The sequence below is a fragment of the Micromonospora sp. NPDC048063 genome (assembly GCF_043202855.1).
In the GTDB taxonomy this organism is placed as follows: domain Bacteria; phylum Actinomycetota; class Actinomycetes; order Mycobacteriales; family Micromonosporaceae; genus Micromonospora.
Genome location: NZ_JBIDBG010000007.1, coordinates 109,407 through 134,440, shown reverse-complemented (window position 1 = coordinate 134,440; position 25,034 = coordinate 109,407). Strand labels below are relative to the sequence as shown.

At 70.1% G+C, this 25,034-nt stretch carries 22 protein-coding genes; 14 read left to right on the top strand and 8 right to left on the bottom strand.

The window, feature by feature from the left end:
* The first annotated feature begins 66 nt into the window (after positions 1–66).
* Entirely contained in the window at positions 67–756 is a 690-nt protein-coding gene (locus tag ACGFZ2_RS19090; protein ID WP_393268655.1) for a GntR family transcriptional regulator, read from the top strand.
* 42 nt (positions 757–798) lie between these two features.
* The gene (locus ACGFZ2_RS19085) at positions 799–1,584 is read left to right on the top strand and encodes an SDR family NAD(P)-dependent oxidoreductase (protein ID WP_393455133.1); all 786 of its coding nucleotides are present in this window, start codon (positions 799–801) and stop codon (positions 1,582–1,584) included.
* 18 nt (positions 1,585–1,602) lie between these two features.
* Here the strand turns inward: ACGFZ2_RS19085 and ACGFZ2_RS19080 are convergent, their stop codons facing one another.
* Entirely contained in the window at positions 1,603–1,767 is a 165-nt protein-coding gene (locus tag ACGFZ2_RS19080) for a hypothetical protein (RefSeq protein WP_393268650.1), read from the bottom strand.
* A 401-nt stretch (positions 1,768–2,168) separates the two neighbouring features.
* Between ACGFZ2_RS19080 and ACGFZ2_RS19075 the strand changes: the two genes are divergently transcribed.
* The 8 genes from ACGFZ2_RS19075 to ACGFZ2_RS19040 all read left to right on the top strand — a co-directional run bounded on the left by ACGFZ2_RS19075 (position 2,169) and on the right by ACGFZ2_RS19040 (position 10,603).
* On the top strand, positions 2,169–2,546 hold the full coding sequence (locus ACGFZ2_RS19075; RefSeq protein WP_393268647.1) for an SCP2 sterol-binding domain-containing protein: 378 nt from the start codon (positions 2,169–2,171) through the stop codon (positions 2,544–2,546).
* Positions 2,543–4,606: a glycogen debranching N-terminal domain-containing protein gene (locus ACGFZ2_RS19070; protein WP_393455130.1), complete on the top strand. Its 2,064-nt coding sequence runs from the start codon at positions 2,543–2,545 to the stop codon at positions 4,604–4,606. Before ACGFZ2_RS19075 ends, ACGFZ2_RS19070 begins: the two co-directional genes overlap by 4 nt.
* Positions 4,607–4,740: 134 nt before the next feature.
* Positions 4,741–5,553, top strand: coding sequence for a GntR family transcriptional regulator (locus ACGFZ2_RS19065; protein WP_393455127.1), 813 nt, complete (start codon positions 4,741–4,743; stop codon positions 5,551–5,553).
* Between the two features lie 14 nt (positions 5,554–5,567).
* On the top strand, positions 5,568–6,188 hold the full coding sequence (locus tag ACGFZ2_RS19060) for an ECF transporter S component (RefSeq protein ID WP_393268639.1): 621 nt from the start codon (positions 5,568–5,570) through the stop codon (positions 6,186–6,188).
* On the top strand, positions 6,185–6,961 hold the full coding sequence (locus tag ACGFZ2_RS19055) for a hypothetical protein (RefSeq protein WP_393455124.1): 777 nt from the start codon (positions 6,185–6,187) through the stop codon (positions 6,959–6,961). Before ACGFZ2_RS19060 ends, ACGFZ2_RS19055 begins: the two co-directional genes overlap by 4 nt.
* The gene (locus ACGFZ2_RS19050) at positions 6,958–8,724 is read left to right on the top strand and encodes an ABC transporter ATP-binding protein (protein WP_393455121.1); all 1,767 of its coding nucleotides are present in this window, start codon (positions 6,958–6,960) and stop codon (positions 8,722–8,724) included. The genes ACGFZ2_RS19055 and ACGFZ2_RS19050 overlap by 4 nt, the downstream gene beginning before the upstream one ends.
* Positions 8,724–9,530 (top strand): energy-coupling factor transporter transmembrane component T family protein, encoded by an 807-nt coding sequence (locus ACGFZ2_RS19045; RefSeq protein ID WP_393268634.1) that lies wholly within the window; start codon positions 8,724–8,726, stop codon positions 9,528–9,530. The genes ACGFZ2_RS19050 and ACGFZ2_RS19045 overlap by 1 nt, the downstream gene beginning before the upstream one ends.
* 32 nt (positions 9,531–9,562) lie before the next feature.
* Positions 9,563–10,603 (top strand): ADP-ribosylglycohydrolase family protein, encoded by a 1,041-nt coding sequence (locus ACGFZ2_RS19040; protein WP_393268631.1) that lies wholly within the window; start codon positions 9,563–9,565, stop codon positions 10,601–10,603.
* 233 nt (positions 10,604–10,836) lie between these two features.
* Here ACGFZ2_RS19040 and rph read toward each other — a convergent pair whose 3' ends face one another.
* Entirely contained in the window at positions 10,837–13,437 is a 2,601-nt protein-coding gene (gene rph, locus ACGFZ2_RS19035) for a rifamycin-inactivating phosphotransferase (protein ID WP_393455118.1), read from the bottom strand.
* 219 nt (positions 13,438–13,656) lie between these two features.
* On the bottom strand, positions 13,657–13,926 hold the full coding sequence (locus ACGFZ2_RS19030; RefSeq protein WP_393455115.1) for a hypothetical protein: 270 nt from the start codon (positions 13,924–13,926) through the stop codon (positions 13,657–13,659).
* A gap of 114 nt (positions 13,927–14,040) precedes the next feature.
* Here ACGFZ2_RS19030 and ACGFZ2_RS19025 point away from each other — a divergent pair, with 114 nt between their 5' ends.
* Complete coding sequence (locus tag ACGFZ2_RS19025) at positions 14,041–14,661, top strand: dihydrofolate reductase family protein (RefSeq protein WP_393455112.1); 621 nt, start codon at positions 14,041–14,043, stop codon at positions 14,659–14,661.
* Positions 14,662–15,029: 368 nt separating this feature from the next.
* On the opposite strand, the gene ACGFZ2_RS19020 is transcribed toward ACGFZ2_RS19025, so the two are convergent.
* Positions 15,030–16,352, bottom strand: coding sequence for an aspartate aminotransferase family protein (locus ACGFZ2_RS19020; RefSeq protein WP_393455109.1), 1,323 nt, complete (start codon positions 16,350–16,352; stop codon positions 15,030–15,032).
* A gap of 86 nt (positions 16,353–16,438) precedes the next feature.
* Between ACGFZ2_RS19020 and ACGFZ2_RS19015 the strand changes: the two genes are divergently transcribed.
* Positions 16,439–17,419 (top strand): LysR family transcriptional regulator, encoded by a 981-nt coding sequence (locus ACGFZ2_RS19015; RefSeq protein WP_393455106.1) that lies wholly within the window; start codon positions 16,439–16,441, stop codon positions 17,417–17,419.
* A gap of 113 nt (positions 17,420–17,532) precedes the next feature.
* Here ACGFZ2_RS19015 and ACGFZ2_RS19010 read toward each other — a convergent pair whose 3' ends face one another.
* The 4 genes from ACGFZ2_RS19010 to ACGFZ2_RS18995 form a co-directional block, all read right to left on the bottom strand.
* Positions 17,533–18,246: a hypothetical protein gene (locus ACGFZ2_RS19010; protein WP_393268617.1), complete on the bottom strand. Its 714-nt coding sequence runs from the start codon at positions 18,244–18,246 to the stop codon at positions 17,533–17,535.
* Between the two features lie 132 nt (positions 18,247–18,378).
* Positions 18,379–20,193, bottom strand: a complete 1,815-nt coding sequence (locus tag ACGFZ2_RS19005) for a glycoside hydrolase family 15 protein (protein ID WP_393268614.1) — start codon at positions 20,191–20,193, stop codon at positions 18,379–18,381.
* A gap of 34 nt (positions 20,194–20,227) precedes the next feature.
* Entirely contained in the window at positions 20,228–20,662 is a 435-nt protein-coding gene (locus ACGFZ2_RS19000) for a hypothetical protein (protein ID WP_393268612.1), read from the bottom strand.
* Between the two features lie 1,111 nt (positions 20,663–21,773).
* Complete coding sequence (locus tag ACGFZ2_RS18995) at positions 21,774–22,094, bottom strand: hypothetical protein (protein WP_393268609.1); 321 nt, start codon at positions 22,092–22,094, stop codon at positions 21,774–21,776.
* A 706-nt stretch (positions 22,095–22,800) separates the two neighbouring features.
* Here ACGFZ2_RS18995 and ACGFZ2_RS18990 point away from each other — a divergent pair.
* Positions 22,801–23,019 (top strand): hypothetical protein, encoded by a 219-nt coding sequence (locus ACGFZ2_RS18990; RefSeq protein WP_393455103.1) that lies wholly within the window; start codon positions 22,801–22,803, stop codon positions 23,017–23,019.
* Between the two features lie 23 nt (positions 23,020–23,042).
* Complete coding sequence (locus ACGFZ2_RS18985; protein ID WP_393455100.1) at positions 23,043–24,971, top strand: heavy metal translocating P-type ATPase; 1,929 nt, start codon at positions 23,043–23,045, stop codon at positions 24,969–24,971.
* Positions 24,972–25,034 lie beyond the last annotated feature (63 nt).

Below are 25,034 nucleotides of genomic sequence, written 5' to 3'. Positions count from 1 at the left end.
CCGGTAGCTTGCCAGAGTGCGGGGCCGCTGCGCAGAAGCGGCGCACGACGTGGGGAAGGAATCGCGATGTTGTCGGAGTACGTCGGAAAGGGCGCGCTCGTCGGCATTGACCAGACGGGTAACGCCCTGCTGAGCCAGTCGGCCTACGCCAGCCTGTGCTCTCGACTCGTCCGCGCCGAGATCATGCCCGGGGACCGGCTCGTCGAGAACGACCTGCGGGCCGACCTCGGCGTGGGTCTCTCCCCGGTGCGTGAGGCCATCAGGCGGCTGGAGTTCGAGAAGCTGGTGGTCATCTACCCGCGCAGCGGCACCTACGCCACCGAGATCGCGCTCAAGGACTCCCGCTCGGTCATGGAACTGCGACTGGAACTGGAGTCCCTGGCCACGACGCTGGCCTGCCGCCGCGGCTCGAAAGCGGAGAAGGAACAACTCGTCGCGCTCGCCGAGGAGCAGGCCCGCACCACCGACCTGCAACGGTGCATCGACCTGGACGCCGCGTTCCACAAGGGCATCTACCTGATGAGCCGCAACGAGTACCTCAAGACGACCGCCCGGATCCACTTCAACCTGGCCCTGCGGCAGTGGTACTTCTGCTCCAAGGTGGTCACCACCCCGGACTGGACCGCGGTGGACCATCGTCCCCTCGCGGCGGCCATCGCCGACGATGACGCCGCCACCGCCGCCGAGCAGATGCGCGAGCACGTCCGCCACGACTCCCAGCAGGTGTTCGAGATCCTCACCAACTACGGCCTGTAGCCGCCCGAGGGGCGTGCCCGAGCCGCCGGAAAGGACAGCGCCGTGCCACCGGCCGCACTGACATCCCTGTTCACCCTCGACGGAGCACGCGCCCTGGTCACCGGCGCCCACGGCGGTCTCGGCCGCGCCCAGGCCCTGGCCCTCGGCCACGCCGGCGCCGAGATCATCGCGACCGACCTGACGGCGGACCGCGCCGAGCAGGCCTGCGACTACCTGCGCCAGCAGGGCGTCCGCGCGCTTCCGCTGGCGCTGGAGGTCACCTCCCTCGACAGTATCGAGGCCGCGTTCGGCGCCCTCGAACAGCAAGGCCGCGTCCCCGACGTGGTGGTGAACAACGCCGGTGTGTCGCTGCGCAACAGCGCGTTGGACGCCACCGCCGCCGAGTTCGACCTGACCCTGGGGGTCAACCTGCGCGGCACGTACTTCGTGGCCCAGCGCGCCGCGCGGGCCATGCGGCCGCGCGGCGGGGGCCGGATCATCAACCTCGCCTCCATCGGCGGTTTGGTCGTCGACGGCGAGCGGTCCTCGGTGTACGACGCGTCGAAGGCCGCCGTGGTGCAGCTGACGAAGAACCTCGCCTACGAGTGGGGCAGGCATGGCATCCGGGTGAATGCCATCGCCCCGGGCTACATGCGCACGGAGATGACCGCCGACCTCATGCCCAACAGGGAAGTCGAGGACGAACTGGTGGCAAGGCACATCCCCCTGGGCCGGGTCGGCGAGGCGGGGGACCTGGCCGGCGCCGTGGTGTTCCTCGCCTCGAACGCGTCCGCGTACGTCACCGGGCACACGCTCACCGTCGACGGCGGTTGGGTCGTGTCGCTCTGATGGTCTCCGCTGCGTGTCTCATGGTCGGCTCCACGTCCTGGCGAAGTACGGCGTGTCGGGCTGCTCCTCGAACGCGGACAACTCGCTGTACCGGAACTCGTGCATGATCTTTCCCGGCTCCTCGTCGCGGAAGTCGTCTTGGGCAGCAGCCTGATCGAGACCGAGTAGGCGCAAGGTGGCCACGGCTTGGTCCGGCACCACGGGCAGCGCCTGTAGACCGGTAAGGATCGAGTCACGGCCGGTGGCGGTTGCAGCCCTCGTCGACCCGCGCCGGCTCGTTGGTGGAGTTGATCGTCTCCCGCCGGAACTGGTCGCGCTCGTACCCGAGATCCAGGTATCCGTCCGCGGGCGTGGGCGAAGGCGCGTACGTTCCCGGGGCGCACGCGATCGAGGCGGCAGCCGTCGGGCGTACCCGGTGGGCAGGCCGACCGGGGCGGACCTGGCGGGCAGTTGCTCCCCGCGGGCCGGCGGCACCGCGCGGGCCCGCGGACGCCCGCCAGGTTCATCCGATCCGGGTGAGGTGGCCCCACCCTGGTCCGAATGATGCTGCCCGTGGTCCGGCGGATTCTGCGGGAGGTGGTGCCATGTCGGAGGCGACCAGGACGTTCTTCGAGGCGCTCGAACGCCACGGCCACGAACGCCTGCTGAAGAAGACGAACGGCACCATACGCTTCGACCTCGCGCACGACCACGAGGTCGACCACTGGTTGGTGGAGATCCGCGGTGGCACCGTTCGGGTGTCGCAGCAGAACAGCGACGCCGACGCGGTCGTCCGCGCCGACAGCGCGTTCTTCGACCGGTTGGCGCGTGGCGAGGCCAAACCGCTCGCGGCGTGGCTGCGGAACGACATAACCTCCGAAGGACAGTTCCGGTTCGTCCTCCTGTTGGAGCGGCTTTTCGCGCCTCCGCCCGGCGCGCGTCACCCGCGGTTCGCCGCCCGTGACGTTCGGAGGCAGGGATGAAGAGCGACCTCGTCAGAGTCCTGGACGGCAACGTCTTCGTGTTGAGCGACGGCAGTGGCGACATAGACGCCGGCCCCACCGTCCCGTTGGGATTCTTCTCGTTCGACACCCGGTTCCTGTCGCGGTGGCGGCTGACCGTCAACGGCGAACGGGTGAGCGCGCTGGCCGTGGACGACCCGTCGTACTTCGAGGTGCGGTTCTTCCTGGTGCCGGGGGCCCCGACGCACTACGTGGACGCCAAGGTGTCGGTGATCCGGGAACGGTCGGTGGTCGGCAGCAGCTTCGAGGAGCGGTTGACGGTGCTCAACCATTCCGGGGAACCGGCTGATTTCACGGTCCGCGTGGACGCGGCCGGTGACTTCGTCTCGGTGCTCGCGATCGGACAGGAATGGGTGAGACCCGGTCGGCTCTACCAGCACGTCGAGGACGGGCGCCTGCACCTCGGCTACGTGCGGGAGAAGTTCCGGCGGGAGACGGTGATCTCCACGACTGAGCCGGCGCAGGTCGACGAACAGGGGCTGACCTACCACATCCGGATCGAACCCCACGGGCAGTGGAGCACCAAGCTGCACGTCCAGGGGCTGGTGCTGCGCCCCGACGGTCAGGATGTCCGAGAGCACATTTCTCCCGCCCGCGAACGACGCGACGCCGCGCGGCTGCAGGACGACCTGCGGCAGTGGCTCGACAAGGCTCCGCGGTTGGGCTGCGACTGGAAGCCGGTGGAGCGGGCCTACGAGCGCAGCCTGGTCGATCTCGCCGCGCTCCGGTTCGCGCCGCTGACGCTGCCGACCGAGCCGTTGCCGGCGGCGGGGCTGCCGTGGAACGCGACTCTCACCGGCCGCGACGCCATCCTCACCAGCCTGCAGGTGTTGCCGTTCACGCCGGAGTTGGCCGTCCACACCCTGCGGATGCTCGGCATCGACCAGGGCTCCGTGCTCGACGACTTCCTCGACGAGGAGCCGGGCAAGGTCGCGCGCGAGGTCCGCTACAGCGAGCTGGTCGCGTTCGAGGAACGCCCCCAGTCGGAGTATTTCGGTGCTGCCGACAGCACCCCGCTCTACGTGATTCTGCTCGACGAGTACGAGCGGTGGACGGGGGACGCCACACTCGTGCGCGAATTCGAGGACGAGGCGCGCGCGGCGCTGCACTGGATCGACGAGTACGGCGACATCATGGGCGACGGCTACGTCTGGTACCAGCGCCGCAACGAGCGGACCGGGCTGGAGAACCAGTGCTGGAAGGAATCCCCGAACGCCATCTCGTTCCGCGACGGCCGGCTGCCGAGCCAGCCCCGGGCGACCTGCGAACTGCAGGGCTACGCCTACGACGCCAAGGTCCGCGGCGCCCGACTCGCCCGCCAGTTCTGGCGCGACCCCGCGTACGCCGATCGGCTGGAAAGCGAGGCCGCCGAACTCAAGGACCGCTTCAACCGCGACTTCTGGATCGACGACGGCGAGTACTACGCGCTCGCCCTCGACGGCGACGGCCGTCAGGTCGACGCCCTCTCCTCCAACATCGGCCACCTCCTGTGGAGCGGCATCGTCGACGAATCCCGAGCCGCGAAGATCGCCGAGCACCTGCTCGGCCCCCGCCTCTTCTCCGGCTGGGGGGTACGCACCCTCGCGCACGGCGAGGGGCGGTACAACCCGCTCGGCTACCACGTCGGCACCGTCTGGCCGTTCGACAACTCCTTCATTGCCTGGGGCCTGCGCCGCTACGGATTCCACCAGGAGGCCGGGCGCATCGCCGAGGGAATCCTCGACGCGTCCCGGCATTTCCAGGGGCGCCTTCCGGAGGCCTTCGGCGGCTACGACCGCGAGTTGACCCGGCACCCCGTCCAGTATCCGCCGGCGAACAGCCCGCAGGCCCTGGCCACCGCGGCCCCCCTGCTGCTGGTGCGCACGCTGCTCGGCCTTGAGCCGTACGGCGAGGATCTGGTGGTCGCGCCGGCACTGCCCGAACGGTTCGGTCGGATCGAACTGCTCGACATTCCAGGGCGGTGGGGCCGCATCGACGCCATCGGCACCGTCGCACGCCAGGAGGCGCCGCTCGGCAGATGAGCCGGTCGTGCCGCGATCTCGACCCGTCGGGTGCGTCCGGGAGCCCGTTGCGGGGTCACCCACGAGACGCAGCTTGACCAGGGCATTGTCATTGGGCGGTCATTGGTCTACGGTTCAGGACCAATAGCCGCCCAATGTTCGAGGTGATCATGTACGAGCCCGCCGACATCAGCGATGTCGTCGTCGACGAGACCCGGCCGGTACCCGCGTACTACCAGGTCTACGAGGCGTTGCGGCAGCGGCTCGGCGGCTCCGACCTCCCCCCGGGCAGCCGGCTGCCCACCGAACGGGCCATGGCCGAGCAGTTGGGCGTGAGCCGGGCGACGGTCCGCGAGGCGCTGACCCGCCTCGAACGCGATGGGCTCGTCAACCGGCGGCAGGGCGACGGCACGTACGTGGCCGAACCCCGGGTCGAGCACGACATGCGGTTCCTGCACGGGTTCTCCGCCGAGCTGGCCCGGCGCGGGCACCGAGTCCGCTCGAACGTCCTCGCCATGGGCACCGTCCGTCCCTCCGCCCGGCTCTGCGAGGTCCTCCGGGTCGCCGACGGCCCGGACACGGTGATCGAGCTGCGCCGGGTCCGTTCCCTCGACGGCAGCCCGGTGTCGCTGGAGACGGTGTGGCTCCCCGCCGACCGGTGCGCCCCCCTGCTCGGCGTCGACCTGAACGACCGGTCGCTCTACGACTCGCTGCGCGCCTTCGGCATCCAGCCGGTACGCGGGCACGAGCAGCTCACCGCCACCGTCCTCGACGACTTCGAGGCGACCTGCCTCGACCAGCGGGTCGGCGCCCCCGCCTTCCTGGTCGAACGGGTCACCTACGACGCCGCCGACCGCGCAGTCGAGTACGTCAAGAGCGTCCTGCGCGCCGATCGGTTCACCATCCGCACCGACCTCGACCTCGAGGCGGCCCGTTCTCCGCACACACCCCCCACCCCCGAAAGCTGACCGGAGGTTCCCCCATGAGCGAGCCCAGCGAGCGAAACATCAAGCACGGTCCGGACGAACCTCGTGACGGTCTCCGAGCGCCGGAAAGAACCGGCCCGAGCAATGGCGAAGCCCGGCGGGTCGAACGCCGTCGCGGTGCCGCGCGCTTCTTCACCCCCCGCCGGATCGCCCGCATCGCCATCCTCGTCGCGCTCAGCGCCGTCGGCGCGTTCATCAAGCTGCCCAGCCCGACCGGCACGGTGGCGCTCGACTCCGCGCCCGCCTTCCTCGCCGGCGCCGCGTTCAGCCCGCTCGAAGGGTCCATCGTCGGGGCGCTCGGGCACCTGCTCTCCGCCCTGACCACCGGTTTCCCGCTCGGCCTCCCCGTCCACCTGCTGGTCGCGGCCGAGATGGCCGTCTTCGTGGCGATCTTCGGCCTGCTGGCCCGCCGGGTGAACATCTGGCTCGCGATCGTCGTCGGCATCGTGCTCAACGGGGTCGGCGGCGCCGCCATCATGATCCCGATCGGCGGCGTCGGACTCTTCGCCGCGCTCGTGCTGCCGCTCACCGTCGGGTCGGCGATCAACATCCTGGTCGCTGCCGCCGCGACCCGGGCCCTGCGCTCCGCCGGCCTCGCAGAGGAGGAGACCAGATGACCGGCGCGGTACGCGGCGTCCGGCGAATCCGGGACCTCACCGTACTCGACCTCACCGACAGCTGCCTGGTCGTCGCCTGCGACTCCGTGGGCGGCATCGGCCCGAAGCCGCACGACACGGTGGCCGTACCGGCGTCGACCGTCGCGCACTTCGCCACCCGCGTGCCGTTGCTGGAGGTGCTCTGCGCCGGAGCCACTCCGACCCTCGTGGTCAACACGCTCTGCGTGGAGGCCGACCCGCAGGGCCGGGAGATGATCGCCGCGGTCGTCGCGCTCGCCGCCGAGGTCGGCCTCGACGCCGACCGGGTCACCGGTACGACCGAGGACAACGTCCCCACCGTCGCCACCGGCATCGGGGTGACCGTCCTCGGCGAGGCGGCTCACGGGGCGCTGCGCCCCGGGGCCTCCCGCCCGGGGGACGTGGTGGTCTGCCTGGGTCTGCCCCGCTCGGCACCCCGGGACCGGGTCGTCCCCGGCCACCCCGACTTCGTCGGTCTCGCCGACCTGCGGGCCCTGCTCGACAGCGGCGTCGTCCACGACGCGCTCCCGGTGGGCTCCAAGGGCCTGGCCTGGGAGGTGCCGCAGCTCGCGGCCAGCGCCGGGCTCACCGTCGACTGGCGGAGCGACCATCCCGTACCGGTCGACCGCTCCGCCGGCCCGTCGGCCTGCGTCCTGGTGAGCTGCCGCCCGACCGACCTGACCGCGGTCCGGGCCGCCTTCCCCGATCCGCTGCCGGTGAGCGTGGTCGCCGACCTGACCGAGGAGGCACCATGACCACCCGAGGACTGACCCGAGCCGCCGGCGGCGAGTCGCGGGGCACCGGCGACCCGGACGCCGTGCTGCGCGCCGACGGCGTCGGCTTCCGGTACCGGTCGGCCACCGAGCGCCAGCTCACCGACGTCTCCTTCCAGATCCGGCGCGGCGAGCGGGTCGCCGTCATGGGCGCCACCGGGGCCGGGAAGACCACCTTGTTGATGATGTTCAACGGGCTCATCCCGCACCACCACGACGGTGAGATGCACGGGTACCTGACCGCGGTCGGCCTGGACACCGTCGAACACGACGTGGTCGACCTGGTCCGGCACGTCGGCCTGGTCATGCAGGACCCGGAGTCGCAGATCACCGGCCGGCTCGCGCTGGACGACGCGGCGGTCGGCCCGGCAAACCTCGGGCTGCCCCGCGCCGAGGTGCTCGACCGGGCCCGCCGGGCCCTCGACGCGGTCGGCCTCGGCGAGCTGGCCGACCGGGACACCGGGCAGATGTCCGGTGGGCAGCAGCAGCGGCTGGCCATCGCCGGCATCCTGGCCATGGCGCCGGAGATCCTCGTGCTCGACGAGCCGACCAGCGAACTGGACCCGGCCGGTACGGCCCAGGTGTTCGCGGTGGTGGAGCAGGCCGCCGCCGACCGCCACCGGACCGTGGTCCTGGTCGAGCACGAGCCGGAACTCGTGGCGCAGTGGGCCGACCGGCTGATCGTCCTGCACGACGGTGCCCTCGTGCACGACGGCCCACCGGCGGAGTTCTTCGCCGCCGCGGAGCGGGCCGAGGCGGTGGGACTGCGACCACCGCAGGTGACCACCGTCTGCCACGCGCTCCAGCGGGCCAACCGGCTGCCCGCCGACCGGACGGCGGTGACCCTGGACGAGGCGGTCGCCGTGCTCCAGGACCGGCTGCCGGTCACCGCCCGGGCACGCGCCAGCGCCCGAGCCCCGCAGCCGGCGGTTGCGGCGGACGCGGCCGTCGTGATCGAGGCGACCGGCCTCGGCCACCGCTACCCCTCCGGGGTCCAGGCCCTGTCCGACGTGGACGTCCGGGTCCGCGAGGGCGAGTTCGTCGCCCTGCTCGGCCGTAACGGCGCCGGGAAGACAACCTTCGCCCGGCACCTCAACGGCCTGCTCCGTCCCACTGCCGGCCAGTTGCGGGTGTACGGCCGCCCCACCGGCGACCGCTCGGTCAGCGACCTGGCCACCGACGTCGGGTACGTCTTCCAGAATCCGGATCACCAGATCTTCGCCCCGACCGTCCGCGACGAGGTCGCGTTCGGGCTCCGTAACGCGGGCTGGGCGGACGACCGGATCGAGGAGAAGGTACGCGAGGTGCTCGACCTGGTGGGCATGCGCGCCCACCTCGACCACCACCCGTTCCGGCTCGGTAAGGGGCAGCGGCAGCGGCTGGCGGTGGCCAGCGTCCTGGCCCTGGAACCCCGGATCCTCATCGTCGACGAGCCGACGACCGGCCAGGACTGGCGCGGCGCGCGGGCGATCATGGACCTGGTCCGCGAGTTGAACCGGGCCGGCCGGACCATCCTGATGGTCACTCACGACATGCCCCTGGTCGCCGAGTACGCACATCGGGCGCTGGTGTTCGATGCCGGGCGGCTGCGCGCCGACCTTCCGGTGGCCGACCTCTTCGCCGACGAGGACCTGCTCGCCGGGACCCAACTCGTCGCACCCCAGGTGACCCGCCTGGCCCGGCGGCTCGGGCTGCCCCCGGTCACCACCGTGGAAGCGTTCGTCGAACTGTGGGAGGAAGCCTGATGTTCCTCGAGTACCGGCACGGCACGAGCTTCTTTCACCGGATGGACGTCCGCACCAAGCTCCTCGTCTTCGTGGTCGCGGTGGTGTTGACCTTCCAGTTCGCCCACCCGCTGCCCAACGCGCTGCTGGCCGTCGGCTCGCTGCTGCTCCTGCCCGCGCTTGGCGTGCCGGGGCGGCAGGTGGGCAAGCTACTGGCGCCCTTGGCCCCGGTCGTCGTCCTGATTCTGGTCTTCGCGGCGCTCAGTCGGGGCCCCGGCGACTTCGGCTCGTCCTCCTCCGCCCGGGTGCTGGTGCACCTCTGGTTCGGTGACGGCCTGCCGCTGACCGTCGGCGGCCTGGCCCACGGCGCCAACCTGGGCCTGCGGATCCTCACCATGGTGTGCCTGACCGCCGCGCTGATCGTCAGTACGCCGGTGGAGCACTTCGTCGCCCTGATGCGCATGGCCCGGCTGCCGTTTCCGGTGGTCTTCATCGTGATGACCGCCCTGCGGTTCGTCCCGACCATGCAGCACCGGGCCAATCAGGTACTGGACGCCCAGCGGGCCCGGGGCGCAAAGATCGACGGCGGGATGATCGGTGCGATTCGCGCCTACACCACCATCATGGTGCCGCTCTTCTCCACCGGCATCCGGATGTCCGAGGAGTTGGCCGCCGCGATGCTCAACCGTGGCTACGGCATCACCCGGCAACCCACCGCGCTGACCATCCTGCGTCCGACCTGGCGTGATCCCGCCATAGCCGTGGTGACCGCCGTGGTGGTCGGCGTGGTCGTCTGGGCCCGGCTGACGGGGTGGGGATCGTTGTGACCACTGTAGAACCGATGAATGGAGTACCCGACATGACCGACCGAGCGACGCTGGACACCGTGACCACGGCGGATCGGGCGCGGGGCTGCCTGGCCGGGGTCGCGCTCGGCGACGCCATGGGCATGCCCGGCGAGCTGTGGCCACGCCAGCGGGTCGTGTCGACCTTCGGCTGGATCGACCGTTTCCTGCCCGGCCCGGACGGCCACTTCGTGGTGGACGGCTTCGTCGCCGGCCAGGTCACCGACGACACGCAGCAGACGTACATGCTCGCCGGGGCGATCCTCGCCGCGGGCGGCACCGTGGACACCGCCGTGGTCGCCCGGCACCTCGTCGAGTGGGCCGACCGGGTGGGAGCGAGCGAGGGCAATTTCCTAGGCCCCAGTTCGGCCCAGGCGATCCGGCGGCTCCGGGAGGGGGCCGACCCGGCGGAGACCGGCAAGGGCGGGGAGACCAACGGCGCCGCGATGCGGATCGCCCCGGTCGGCCTGCTGCACCGCAGCGACCGACTCGACGCGCTGGTCGACGGGGTGGTGGCCGCCTCGCTGATGTCCCACCACACCAGCGTGGCGATCAGCGGTGCCAGCCTCGTCGCGGGCACCATCAGCGCCGCTGTCGAGGCGCCTGGCTCGGCCGACCGGCCCACCCGGCTGGCCGGGGCGCTGGAGGTCGGGTATGAGGCGGGCCGGCTCGGCGCGACCCGGGGCGAGCAGGTGGTCAGCCCCTCGGTGGTCCGCCGCGCCCAGTGGGCCGCCGACCTGGCGCGGCAGCCCGGGGACGATGTCGACTTCCTCGCGGACCTCTACGACCTGGTCGGTGGTGGCGTGGCGACCGCCGAGACGGTGCCCGCCGCGATCGGTCTGCTGGTCCGCTCGGACGCGGACCCGTTGCGCTGCGCCGTGCTGGCGGCGAACCTCGGCGGGGACACCGACACCATCGGCGCGATCGCGACCGGGATGGCCGGCGCGGTCAGCGGGCTCTCCGCCATCCCCCGGGACCTGTTCGACCAGCTCCGGGCGGTCAACGGGATCGACCCCGAGAAGCTCGCCGACGCGCTGCTCGACCACCGTCACTGAGCTGCACCAGGTGTGATCCTCGGCGACCCGCACGGAACGGGTGGCTCGCCGTACTCGTACCTCGGCAACGGTCACCGGCCGCCGTGGACGTCGGAGGTCACGTGGGGGTGCCGTTCGCGCGGCACCGTCCGTGACGTCCCCGTCCACGGGCGGTCGCCGCCCGACCGCTCCGGGCGCTCGTGATCGAGTTCGGCGTCTGCCAGAAGCTCGGATGACCTCTCGGTCGATGGGAGTCAGGGCAGGATCTCGACGTACCCGTCGGTTCCGTGCACGCGAATCCGCTGCCCATCCCGGATCAGCCTGGTCGCATGCTCCACACCGACGACGGCGGGCAGGCCGTACTCCCGGGCGACCACCGCCCCGTGGGTCATGAGGCCGCCCGCCTCCGTCACCAACCCCTCGATCGCGACGAACAGGGGCGACCAGCTCGGGTCGGTGTAGGCGGTGACCAGGATGTCGCCTGGTGCGAGATCGGCCTCGGAGATGTCCAGGATGACGCGAGCTCGCCCCTCGACGGTTCCACCGGAAACCGGGAGGCCGACCAGCGCGTCGTGCGGCACATCGTCTCGTCGGTACGCCCCGGCGACACCTTCCCCTTCCGACGTGAGCACCCGGGGCGGTGTGAGCGCTCGATACGACCTGAACGCGTCCTTGCGCTGCCGGATGAGCTGATCATCCGCCTGGTTCGTGCGCACGACGTCGTGAAGCTCCTGGAACGTCAGGTAGAAGATGTCTTCCTTCTCGCGAAGCACGTTGGCCTGCACGAGGCGCTCGGCCTCGTCGAGCAGGGCCTGTTTGTAGACGAAGTAGCGGCTGACAATGACGTACTTCGGGTACTCCCGGTACCCGATGAAGGTGCGGACCCGGTCGATCATCCGCTTGGTTTCCTCGGCTTTCCGTTCCCCGTCCGGCAGGGCCCGCAAGCGCTCCAGGACGTCGTGTTCCTTTTTCTCCGCCTCCTGGCGTCCTTGCTCGAAGCGCCGCTTGCGAGCGCCCGGCGCGAAGTTCCTGATGTTGTCGAGGATGAGGGACACCAGCGTGGTGGGGCGTTCGCTCCAGCGCGGCCTCGTGATGTCGATCTCGCCGACGCAGCGCATGCCGTACCTGTCGAGATAGGCCCTGATTGCGTCTCGCGCATCCTGGCCGCCCGGGAGCCCGGTCAGCTCATCCAGGAAGCCTTCGTCCTTGACCTGCCGCAGGAAGGTCACGACCTCCGGATGCGGGCGGATGACGTCGGCGACGTCCAGGAGCGCCAGCCCCATCTCCGACGTGACGTTGTGGGGCGCGGACAACGTGAGCGTGTCGGAAGCATTCTTTTCGCCCAGCCACGCCTGCAACTGCTCGTTGAGCCACCACGAGGCTTCCATCCCCGCCATGATCACCTGCATGCTCCGCGGATCGCCGATGAGCCGCTTGTGCTCCTCGAAGGACGCCAGGAGGAAGTCGAACAGCGCCGGCCCGGATTTCGTCGCGATGTCGCGCTGCAAGGTGGCGATGGAGGCCTGGCTGCGTTCGACCAGGTCGGTGACGATGGCCGGATCGGTCTCGACCGGTTCGGGGGCGCCGCCGCCAGCGGGCTGCCCTGGTGGACCCTGGTCGGGCAGCGACGGGATGAGGTCGCCGCGGTCGATGATGGTCTCCAGCGCGTCCCTGGTCAGCGGATCGGATCTTCCCACGAGCTCCAGGAGGCCGGCGCGGCTCGACGGCGACGCCAGAGCCCGGGTGACGTCGACGAACAGTCGACCACCGGCGTCGTGCATCGGCGCGAGGGCCGTCAGTTGCCACACGGAAAGCCCCAGGGGCTTCATGGGGTCCGTCATCATCTGCTGGTGACCGACGGAGACGTAGACGTGGTTGGCCCCGTCGCGGGTCTCGGGGACGGGGAACAGCGTGGTGATCGGCCGGCTCTGGACGATCTGGAAGTCATCGTCGACCAGGCACCATTCGATGTCCTGCGGGTGGCCGAAGTGGGCTTCGATCCGCCGGCCCAGCTGCACCAGCCGCAGGACCTGTGCATCCGCCAGTGCCGGCTGCTCCTGCCGCTCCGAGTCGACCGGCTGTTCCTTCGTCCCGCCAGCCGGCAGGGCGTGGATGGCAAGCCGCTTGGTGGCGATCGCCTTGTCGATGATCTTACCGTCGCGCACCTTGTAGGCGTCCGCGTTCACCAACCCGGAGACCAGAGCCTCGCCGAGGCCGAAGCTGGCCTCCACAGCGGCGACCTTCCGGTTGGACGTGACGGGGTCGGCCGTGAACAGGACGCCGGCCACCTGCGGGAAAACCATCTTCTGTACGACAACGGCCATGTGGACCGCGCGGTGGTCGATACCGTTGCGCTGACGGTAGGTCACGGCCCGCTCGGTGAACAGCGAGGCCCAGCACCGGCTGACGTGCTGGAGGATCGCCGCCCGCCCCATGATGTTCAGGTACGTGTCCTGCTGCCCTGCGAAGGAGGCCGTCGGCAGGTCCTCTGCCGTCGCGCTGGACCGGACGGCGTAGGCAGCTCGCTCGCCCAGCTGGGTGAGAGCCCGGGTGATGGCTGCCGCCACATCGTCGGGAAGGGCGATCGCCTCGATGGTCCGGCGGATCTCCGCACTGAGCGTGCGGATCGTCTCCCGGTCGTCCGGCTTCAGGCGCGACAGCTGATCGAGCCGGCCGTCGATCGACGGCGCTTCGGCCATGATCCGCCGGAAGGCGTCCGTTGTCACGCAAAAGCCAGCCGGCACCCGGATGTCGTCGATCCGCGACAACGCCCCCAGGTGCGCGCCCTTGCCGCCAACGATCGCGGCCTGCATCTCGTTGACCTCTTGGAGGCTCGTCACGTACTGCTCGGTCATCGCGATACCTCCGAGGCGGCCGTCCTCCGCCGCACTCCACCGACCGGGCGGATCACCCGCGTTTCGAGCTCGGTCCGACCCGCTGGGTTTGCCCTCGTCTCTCCCTGCCTTCCCCTGTGCCGGTCGGTTGGCCGCTCCGCCCATTCGGGCGGTGCGCACACCCACATCTCCGCGTCGATCGGCCGCAATCGCACCCGGAACGCGACCAGCGCTTCGACGTCACCGCGCCTCCCATAGGTCGTCAACGACGCACGCATGTCGTGCCCTCATTTCTTCATCCGTTTTCTTGGGTCCGGCCGACGATTCTGCGGTAAGCCCCGGGTCTTGCGGCAAGCCCCCCGGTGCGATATACGTTAAAGTGGGATCGTTCACTTTGTTGTTGTTCGCTGCGGTCTGAAGCGCCTCCTTGGAGGCGGTGGCATGGCGCGAACGGTGGTACACATTGCCGGTCCAGCAGGATGTCGAATCGGAAGCCGTCCACTGGCTCATCGACGACACCTTTTGGGACCAGCACCCCCCGAAAAGACGAGCGGAGACTCAGCCCCTCTCGGCGGGACGCGACCCTGCGAAGGCGACGGATGCCGTTACGAGGAGGAGAAAGCAATGACCAGCGGAATGGGCCGGGCGATCTGCGACATCACGATCTCGGCCGACGGATACTCGGCCGGGCTCAACCAGACCGAGGAACGCCCGTTCGGCGACGACGGCGGCGACGGCTCGGGCGGCAAGCTGCACGCCTGGATGTTCGACACTCCCTCCGAGAACCGGGCCGAGGTCGACCAGATGACCGCCGCCAACGCATTCATCATGGGGCGCAACATGTTCGGCCCGGTGCGTGGCGAGTGGGATCGGCAGTGGAACGGCTGGTGGGGCGACGATCCGCCGTTCCACGCACCGGTCTTCGTGCTCACCCACCACGGGCGCGACCCGCAGCCGATGGACGGCGGCACCACGTACTACTTCGTCACGGACGGAGTCGAGTCGGCGCTGGCACAGGCACGCGCGGTGGCCGGCGACGGCGATGTCGCGATCCTGGGCGGCGCGACCACCATCAACCAGTACCTCGCCGCCGGCCTGATCGACGAGCTGCGGCTGCACATCGTGCCGCTCACGCTCGGTGCCGGCACGCGGCTGTTCGAGGGTGTCCCGCCGCTGAAACTCGAGCAGGTGAAGTCGCGAGCCGCGACCTCGGTTACGCATGTGACCTACCGTGTGCTGTCCTGAGCTGGAGGGCGCTGTTTGCCCGGGACGGTCCGCTGCACACCGGGCCCGACGTCGGCCCGGCTGAGCGGTTACCTCGTGTCTCGTCGCGAGTCATTGAGTGTCGGCGATCGTTATCCATGCCGCGGTGGGTGCTGCGATCATGACGAACTGGCGGTTGACACGCCCGTCCCGCTCGACGATCGAGGGCCTGATCAACGAGCTGGGCCGCACTGGCGGGCGCGGCACCGTGACCGGCTCGCCGCGCGCACGCGCCATCGCGGTATTCGAGCAGGAGCCAAGACGCGTACGCCCTACGCCTTGCTCGATCTGGTCTGCGTCGGCGGCCAGGTGACGCCATCAGCGCCGACGGGAACGGGTGACGCGGCCGGTCAGGCCGGCGCCGCTTCGCCGATCGCCTGGTCGAGGATTTCCAGACCGAGGGCCAGTTCCTCTCGGGTCGTGGTGAGGGGTGGTGCGATCCGGAAGGTGCTTCCCATGCCGGGCAGTTGCACGACGTTCATGTGGAGGCCAAGTTCGAGGCAGCGGCGGGTGACCTGGGCGCCGAGGACGTCGGAGCCTTCGCGCGTTTCCCGGTCGATGACGAGTTCGATCCCCTGCATCAGGCCGCGCCCCCGTACGTCTCCCACCACGTCGTGCCGGTCTCTGATGTCAAGCAGGCCGGCGCGTAGGAACCCGCCCAGCTCCCGCGCCCGGATGTCCATCTGCTCCTGTTGGAGGACGTCGAGCACGGTGTTGCCGACGGCGGCGACGAGGGGGTCGGACACGTGGGTGGTGTAGAAGAGGTAACCCAGCTCGTGTGCCCGTTGTTCGATCTCTTCGGTCGTGATCACCGCGGCGAGTGGTAGGCCGGCGCCCAGCGTCTTGGACAGCGTGAGGATGTCGGGCACGATGCCGTCGCGTTGGAAGGCGTACCACGTGCCGGTGCGGCACAGGCCGGTCTGCGCCTCGTCGACGATCAGCAGCATGCCGCGCTCGCGGCACTTGCGGGCCAGGGCGGCGAAGTAGCCCGGCGGTGGCTCGATGACGCCGCCAGAGCTGAGGATCGGCTCGACGATGCACGCCGCGAGACTCCCCGCCGACTGGGCATCGACGAGGGTGAAGCCGTAGTCGAGCTGCCGCTGCCAGTCAAACTCGCCGTCGGAGGTGGTGAAGTCGGGGCGGTACGGGTTGGGCGTGGGGATCGCGAAGTTTCCCGGCGGCGTAGGCCCGTAACCCCGGTGGCCGGCGCTGTATGTTGCGGCGGCCGCCGCGTGCGTCATGCCGTGCCACGACTTGGCGAAGGCGACGATCTCGTGTCTGCCCGTCACGAGCTTGGCCATCCGAATGGCTGCCTCGTTCGACTCGGCGCCGGTCGTCAGCAGCAGCGCCTTCTCGAGTGGCGGGGGGAGGGACTCGGCGAGCCGGCGCGCGAGGTCGACCACCGAGCGCGACAGCATGCCGCTGAAGAGATGGTCCAGGCTGGCGATTTCCCGCTGCACCGTGTGGACGATCGCGGGATGACAGTGGCCGAGAATGGCGCTCATCTGACCTGAGGTGAAGTCCAGGATCTGCCGGCCGTCGGCGGCGTACACGAAGCTGCCGGCCGCGCGCTCGATGATCTCGGGCGTGAACGGACCGCCGTAGCGCACCAGATGGCGGTCGACGTCAGACCAGAACTGTTCGGCGGCGCTCTGCTCCGTAGTCAGCGTCATACGCCTCACGATAGGGCCGTTCGTTATGCACGAAAAGCCAAGGTTTCTGGCTACGCTGTGCGGAATTTATGCACAAGGAGTTTCCGATGCGGCTCAACACAGCACGCCTGGAGATGCTCAGCCTGCTGGACGGCCTCGGCACCATGCGGGCCGTCGCCGCGGCCCTGCACATGAGTCCGTCGGCAGTGTCGGCACAGCTGGCGGTCCTGGAGGCGGAGACCCACACCGAACTCCTGCGGCGCACCGGCCGCCGCGTACAGCTCACGCCTGCTGGGCGCACGCTCGCCCGGCACGCCCGCATCATCCTCGACCAGATCAAGGCCGCCGAGGTGGACTTACAGGGCCTCTCCGGACAACCAACGGGACCGGTACGCCTCGCGGCTTTCTCCAGCGCCATCCGGGCCCTCGTCGTTCCGCTCGCCGTGCGGCTCCAGAAGGCGCATCCCAGGGTCGAGCTCGAGGTCGCCGAACTCGATCCCCAGGCCAGCCAACCGGCCCTGCGCCGCGGCGACTACGACATCATCGTGACGGCGGACTTCATCGACGGGTCCATGCCGCTGCATCCTGACGTGCACACCATCCCTCTGCTCACCGATGCCATCGTGCTCGTGCTGCCACGGTCGCAGGTCGCGTCGGACGAATCGGCGGACCTGGCCGACTTCGCCGATGCGGCGTGGTCCGTCGACATGCCCGGCACGTACCTGTCCAACCTGGTGACGAGTACGTGCCGGCAGGCCGGCTTCGAGCCAGTGGTGGCTGGCCGCTTCGCCAGCTACGAACTGCTTCTGGCGCATGTCGAAGCCGGCCTGTCCGTGTCGCTCCTGCCCGAGCTTGCCGTCGACCGTCGCTACCACGTCGACACCCGCCCGCTGCGCCGACCGTTGAGCCGCCACGTCTATGCGGCGGTGCGCAGCCGGTCAACTCTCACCGCAGCGAGCCAGATCGTCCTGGACGAGCTATGCGGCCTTTCAAGGGCGTCCTTCAATGTCTGGCGGGACGGGTTCGACCGCCAGCCGTCGGGGGCCGGCTGGTCGGCCGCGAGGGCGGCGGCGACGAGAAGCATGTGAGGCATCTGCCGGGTCGGTACCGCCGACTTGGTCGTCAGCCGACATGGCCTCCAGGTAGGACCCGGCGTGTCTGCGTCCGTCCCGACGACGCCGCCCCGGCGATCTCGGCGCGCTCAGTCGCCCGGGCCCGCGGGCGCCGCGCCGTTGTCGACGAAGTCGAAGGTGAGGCCTTCGCCGGTGTCGCCCTCGCCCATCCGTTGGGCGATCAGGCCCTGCTCGTCCGATGCGCGCAGGTGGACCTTGCCCTCGCCGCTGATGGTGTAGGTCGGGCGGCCTTGGCTCTTTTCCTGCGTCTTCTCGATGGTGAACATTTGGCCGGCTCGGCCGGCGTCGCAGGCAGCGGCCACGACCGTCGCCGGGGCGCTGCCGTTGTTGCGCAGGCCCATGCAGTCGGGCTCGCTGCCGTTGTGGGCCTTTGCGGTCCGGATCTGGTAGCGGTTGCCGCTGGCGGGCAACAACACGAACAGGCCCTTGTCCGTGTCGCCGTCGGTCAGGTTCAGTCGGCCCTTGGCGTCGACCGCCAGGATCGACTCGAACGACCCGACCGGCCGCAGAACGACCTGCCGCTCGCCCCGCATGATCGGGTCTGCGCTGCCGGCCGCCCCCGGGGCGGCCGGCTGCGACTCGTTGCCCGGGGTGGAGCCGGTGGCCGAGGGCGTGTCCACGGCCCCGCTGGCGGGTGCCGATGTCACCGGCGAGGCGGTGGCTTCCCCAGCCGTGGGAGCAGCCGAGGTGCAGGCTGGCATGGACGCGGCGACGCCAACGGCCAGCGCGGCCGCGACGGCGGCACGAAGGACAGTCGTGGAAGGGGACGACAGGCTCAGCATGGCCAACTCCTTCAAGTGGGTCATAACGAGCCTAAGCCGCTCCCGTCTCCCGCGCAGAAGTCGTACCGCCGCAAGGATGTGGTTGCCTGCCGCAGCCCTACGCCCGCGCCGAGCCGCGACGACCTGCCTGGATCACGAGTGGGGGGCGTCTCGAATCGCGAGTGCGGCTTGGACGAGCGCGGCGTGGGTCAGCGTCTGGGGGTAGTTGCCGAGGTGGGCGCCGGTCGCGGGGTTCAGCTCCTCGGCGTAGAGGCCGAGCGGGCTGGCGTGGCCGAGCATGGTCTCGAACAGCTCGAGCGCCTCGATGCGGCGCCCGGTGCGGGCGAGGGCTTGAACGAGCCAGAACGAGCAGGGCAGGAACGCGCCTTCGGTACCGGGGAAGCCGTCACGTCCCGGCGGGTAGCGGTAGAGGAGGGGACCACCAGCGGAAAGTCTGTCCCGAATGGCGTCGATGGTGCCATGCACACGGGGCGAGTCGACGCTGTCCATGCCCAGCAGCGGCAGGACGAGCAGGGCCGCGTCGAGGTCCCGGCAGCCGTAGCTGCGGACGTAGCTGTTCGTCGTCGGGTCGAAGCCGTGTGTCCGGACCTCGTCGGCGATGGCATCTCGTGTTTTCTGCCAGCGTCGACGTTGGCGGTCCGGCAGTGGGTGGGTGTCAGCGATGCGCAGGGCCCGGTCCAGGGCGAGCCAGCCCATGAGCTTGGAATGTACGTGTTGGCCGGGTTCGCGGACCTCCCAGATGCCGGCGTCGGGCTCCTGCCAGCTAAGGGCGACCAGGTCGGCGAAGCCGCGCACCGCGCGCCACGTCTCCGTGTAGAGGCGGTGTCCGGACTGCGCGAACGCCCAGGCGGCGTCGATCACCCAGCCGTAGCCGTCGAGTTGGTGTTGCCCGGCAGCGCCGTTGCCGATCCGTACCGGAAGGCTGTCGAGATAGCCGGGCCAGCCGGGCAGTTCCCGTTCCGTAGGTACGTGGCGGCCGTGGAGGGTGAGTAGGGCCGGTAGGCGTGGCCGCTGCAGCCGGCTGGCGTGCAACAGCCACGCGAGGAAACCGTGGGCTTCGGCTGCCTTGCCGACGCTGAGGAAGGCGCTCACGCCGATGCTGGCGTCACGGGGCCAGACATAGCGGTAGTCCCAGTTCCGCACCCCGCCGGGATCTTCGGGCAGGGACGTTGTGGGTGCCGCCACCGGCGCTTGCGAGGGCGAGTAGGTCAACAGCCGCAGGGTCAGCAGGCTTCGTACGACGTGCTCCCGGAACGGCAGCGACGCGTCGATTTCGGTGGTCCAGGCACGCCATCGGTTTTCGTCCTCGATGAGCAGTTCCCAGGCTGCCGCCGGTTCGACGTGGATCAGCGGCTCACGGTGGGCCACGGCCAGTACGAGGGTGATCGGTCGGCCTGGCCTGACCGTGATCGAGGCAGGTCGACCTGGCTCGATGGTGAGGTCGGGTGCGGCGACCAGCGAGACCGCGAGCGACCCCCAATCACACACCAGTGCCCGGCGTCGGCGGTGGACCCGGGGCCTGCGGTGCCGTACGCCGAGGCGAGGGTCGAACTCGACGACGGCGTCCACCGTTGCCTCCTCGGTCGACAGGCGCCGGACGATCAGTGTCGTGGGCAGCAGGCGACCGCTGACCTCGGCCACCATGGCCTCGGTGAGGGTGAGGCGGCTGCTGCCCACCGCCCAGGTCGTCGTCAGTGTGGCGGTGTGTTGCCGGTAACGTCGTTCGACGACCGTGGCCGGCCCGGCCGGGCCGAGCCGGAAGGTTCCCGCGTCCGGGCCGCCGACCAGCCGGCCGAACAGGGGCTCGCCGTCGAAGCGGGGCAGGCAGAGCCAGTCGATCCCGCCGTCAGAGGCGACGAGGGCAGCGGTGCGCGTGTCACCCAGCAGCCCATAGTCGCTGATGGGCGCTGGGGGCCGAGGCCACGTCACGTCGGGCCCGCCAGTCATGGAGATAGCTTCCCAAGGAGTCGCGTGACGCCGGTCAATCGGCCTGAAGGAGCAGTCCGAGGACGCTTCCGTAGATGATGTGGACGACTGCCGCGACCGCGGGAGTTTGGACCCCGTAGTTGAGGGCGAACAGGCCAGGCGGCTCCAACACGGCTGTGCTGGCCGGGCCCGCCCGTTGCGAGGCCATGCGCGGGTGAAAACCCGGAAGCAGCGGCAGGAGCACCGTCAGCGCGATCCCGACGTGGAGGCTCCCGATCAGCGCCCCGATCCACCAGGTGGCGCGGTGCAGCAGGGCAAACATGGCCGCGTAGCCGAGGGCGAAGCCCTGACCGGCGCAGAGGTGGATGAAGAACCCGACGACCCGGGCCCGGTCGGGATCCTCGGTGACGAGGGTCCCGAGCACCAGAGGAATGTCGAGGCGGGTGAGGCCGGCCAGTTGTGCAGTGATCAGCGCTGCGGTGAGCGCCACGGTAGCGACCAACCCGAACAACGCCCATCCGGCCCAGTCCATCTCAGCAGCGGTCGACGTCGCGACTGTTCACAGTTGGCACGACGAGTGCTCCGGCCGGTTCAGGCCCACGTCTCGTCCTCCCCGGCAAGCACGTGCCGCAGGCTTGGGCGACGGCACGCCCGGTGGTGGCCAACCGCTGGGCTGTGCCCAACCCAGCTGGTTGCGGAGTTTCGTGTCTGCTTGCCATCAGCCCGGTCCACCCCTCGCTCGATCAGAGATTCAGGCGTGCTTGTGGGACAGCGAACTCGGCGCGTTCACGTCGGCGCCCTCGTCCATGCCGACCCTGAGCCGCTCGACCAGCTCGCCGCGAAGCCATCCGGTAACACCGGCTAGGGCCGCACCGGCGAAACTGAACACCAGGGCGAGGACCGCGCTGTCAGCCCACCGATGATCCCCGCCGCGATCATGTAACCCGCCGCCGCCAGGGCGAACCCCGGGCGGTCGGCGGCCAGTTACACGATGTCGAAGATCACCGTGGTGGCAAGCAGCCCCAAGGGGAACACGATCAACATTGGGTGGATCGCGTGCCCCATCGCCTTCGTGCGGCTCTGCACGTTGCCGCCAAGGTCGCGTCACCACCGTCGTGGCTGCCACGACAGCCCAGCACATCACCGATCGAGCGCCTACGTGCCTCAAACGCCACGAGCCACCACCGGGACGTAAGGCTGCCCCGGGCAACGGGGCTCCCACGGCGACCTCGCCCTGCCCTCAGCGGCAGTGCGGGTCCTGCCCGCACCCCGCGCGTCCGACGTGCGAGGACCGGGCAAGCACGGCGACGGGGAGCGGACCTACGCACCGCCGTCGCCGGGCTCGGGTAACTCGACGAGCGCTCGGGGCCTACGTCGCTGCCACCGCCCGTTGGAGAATACTGCGACCGCACTCCGTCTCCTGCTCTGCCGGCATTACTGACCCCGGCCACTGGCGGTTCTTCGCGGGCAGCCGACCGCTGCCCGCGAAGAACCCCTCAAGCCTTCGTCACCCCGACCACCCGTTTGCCGGCATGCTGGCCCACCGGCGAGCCGGACCCGCTGAAACCGGCATGCTGGAGCGACTCGAGCAGCTCCCGGCCCTACTCCACGTCGACGTCGACGTTGCCGATGCAGACGACGACGTTGTTGGGCTGAGTCCTGTTGTCGTTCGTCGTCTCGACCGCTGCGGACTGCTCGACGTTGACTTCGCTGTCCCGGATGGTGTTGTCCTTGATGATTTGGGCGACGATCACCTCGTTGCTCTGCTCGGTGTTCGCGCAGACAACCTCGGTGCGGTCCCAGGCCCCGGGCTCCGGGTGCCCGTAGGGCGCGGCGAGCGCGGCGGCGGGCGTACCGAGCAGCAGGGCGGCGCTGCCCAGCGCTACCCCGCCGGCGAGCCGGGTCAGAAACCTCTTGGACATGTCCCTCACTCCCTTCTGGTCGGCTCAGGAAGACGAGCCACGACGAACATAAGAAGGATTCATGTCCGGTCGGAGTGCTTTCCAGGTTTTTGAGGCGAACATGCCTTCGGCTGCTATAAGTAGTTGTTTCACATTCTGGGGCGGTTGGCCCGGTTCAGCTGGGCGCTCACCAGGTCGCCCGGTTCTCAGCGATGGCGACGATCCCTTCTTCGGTGGGGGCTGATGCCGTCCGGAGCCTTGGCGGCCGTCATGGCCTGCTCGCGTTTGCTCGGCGCGCTGTCGGCCGGGGTCGGCGATCCATCCGGCGGCGGCGAGGGCAACGGCCGCCTCGGTCCCGATTGCCAGTGGGGTCGGGGGAGTTGGGCGCCCGGCCGTACGCGGCTATCGCGGCTGCGACGGCGGGCGGCGGGCGGCGGGCGGCGGCAGCAGTGTCCCTGTGCTTGCTGTCCCGTTTGCTGCTGGAGCCTCCTGGCTCGCCCTCGCTCCAGGTGTCTGCGACACGGCGAGGGCGTGCCCGCCTCTCCGGTCATGGTTCGATACGGCTGGGGGGTAGGGGTTACGTCCCGTGCTGTCCGTCGGACTCCCGAACCATCGTTGTAGCAGGGGAGGGGTGGGTGATGGCCCGACGGTTGCCATATACCCCTAGGGGGTATATGGTTCCGGTCGGAGGTGGACGGCATGAGGCACGAACACGCGACTGACACCGATGCCATGGTCGCCGGTGGGCATCACGGGCATCTGGTGCCGGTGGGCGAGCAGCCTGGCGGTGGACCCGATGGCGGGCATGGAAGCGGTGCTGGGGCTGCGGGTGGCCACCACGGCGGTCACCATGACCACGCGGGGCATGGATCTGCCGGTGGGCACGGCGGTCACGACAAGCACGCGGGGCACGACCCGGAGCAGTTCCGGCGCAAGTTCTGGCTGAGCTTGGCGCTGACGATTCCGATCGTGGCGACCAGTCACATGGTGATGGGCTGGTTCGGCTACACCCTCGACTTCCCGGGCATGAGCTGGGTGGGCCCGGTCCTCGGCTCGGTGGTCTTCTTCTACGGCGGCTGGCCGTTCCTGGTCGGCGGCGTCCGCGAGGTCCGCGACCGCGCTCCAGGGATGATGCTGCTGATCTCGATGGCGATCGCGGTGGCCTATGTCGCGTCGATGGCCACCAGTCTCGGTGCGTTCGATCTGGACTTCTGGTGGGAACTGGCGGCGCTGGTCACGATCATGCTGCTGGGGCACTGGCAGGAGATGAAGGCGATCGGCCAGGCGCAGGGCGCCCTCGCCGCGCTGGCGGCGTTGCTCCCGGATGACGCCGAACGGGTCCATGATGACGGCGCCGTGCACCGCGTGTCGGTGTCCGAGTTGCGGGTCGGAGACGTGGTCCTGGTCCGCTCCGGTGCCCGGGTGCCGGCCGACGGCCGGATCATCGACGGCTCCGCCGAGCTGGACGAGTCGATGATCACGGGGGAGTCGCGGCCGGTGCCGCGTGGCGTGGGGGACCGGGTGGTGGCCGGCACGGTGGCCACCGACTCCGCGTTGCGGGTCCGGGTCGACGCGGTGGGCGAGGACACGGCGCTGGCTGGCATTGGTCGGTTGGTCAGCCAGGCTCAGGCGTCCAGCGGTCGGGCGCAGGTCCTGGCTGACCGGTTCGCCGCGATGCTGTTCTACGTTGCCACTGCCGCGGCGCTGGTCACCTTCGCCGCCTGGTGGGCGCTGGGTGATGTTGACGAGTCTGTGGTCCGGACGGTGACGGTGTTGGTGATCGCCTGCCCTCATGCCCTCGGGCTGGCCATTCCGCTGGTGATCGCGTTGTCCACCGCGGTGTCGGCCAAGGCCGGCATCCTGGTCAAGGACCGCCTGGCGCTGGAGCGGATGCGCACCGTCGACGCGGTGCTGTTCGACAAGACCGGCACCCTGACCATGGGCGCCCACACCGTCACCGCCACGGCCGCCGCCAGCGGCACCACCGAGGACGAGGTGTTGCGGATCGCCGGCGCGGTCGAGGCCGACAGTGAGCATCCCCTGGCCAAGGCTCTGGTCAAGGTCGCGCAGGACCGGGGGCTGCGGGCGACCGCCCGGGACTTCCGGTCGCTGACCGGTCGTGGGGTCCAGGCGGTTGTCGACGGCACCGCTTGGGCGGTGGGTGGCCCCGCTCTGCTGCGGGAACTCGGCGCGCAGGTTCCCGAGGAGTTGGACGCCGTTGCGCGGGGGTGGTCGGCCCGTGGTGCGGCGGTGCTGCATCTGGTTCGTCTGTCGGAGGCTGGCCAACCGGCTGCCGTCGGTGCGTTCGCTCTGGAGGACGAGGTTCGTCCGGAGGCCCGCCAGGCCATCGCCGACCTGCGTGAACAGGGCGTCAAGAAGATCGTGATGATTACCGGAGATGCCCGGCCGGTTGCCGAGGCGGTCGCCGCTGATCTGGGGTTCCGGTCGGGGGTGGACGAGGTCTTCGCCGAGGTGTTGCCCGCGGACAAGGACCGGGCGGTCGCCGAGTTGCAGGCCCGGGGATTGACCGTGGCGATGGTCGGTGACGGCGTGAACGACGCCCCGGCCCTGGCCCGTGCCGACGTCGGCCTGGCGATCGGCGCCGGCACCGATGTCGCGATCGAGTCCGCGGGGGTCATCCTGGCCTCGTCGGATCCGCGTGGTGTCACGGGCGTGATCCGGCTGTCCCGCGCGTCGTACCGGAAGATGATTCAGAATCTGGTCTGGGCCGCCGGCTACAACGTGGTGGCGATCCCACTTGCCGCTGGAGCGCTGGCCTGGGCCGGGTTCACCCTCAGCCCGGCGGTCGGTGCGGTGCTGATGTCGGCCTCCACCATCGTGGTGGCGCTGAACGCCCAACTGCTGCGCCGGGTCAAGCTCACCCCCGAAGCGCACTGACAGGCGCACGAACGGCGGCCCGGTCGGGATGATCCGACCGGGCCGCCGCGCGCCTGGACAGGT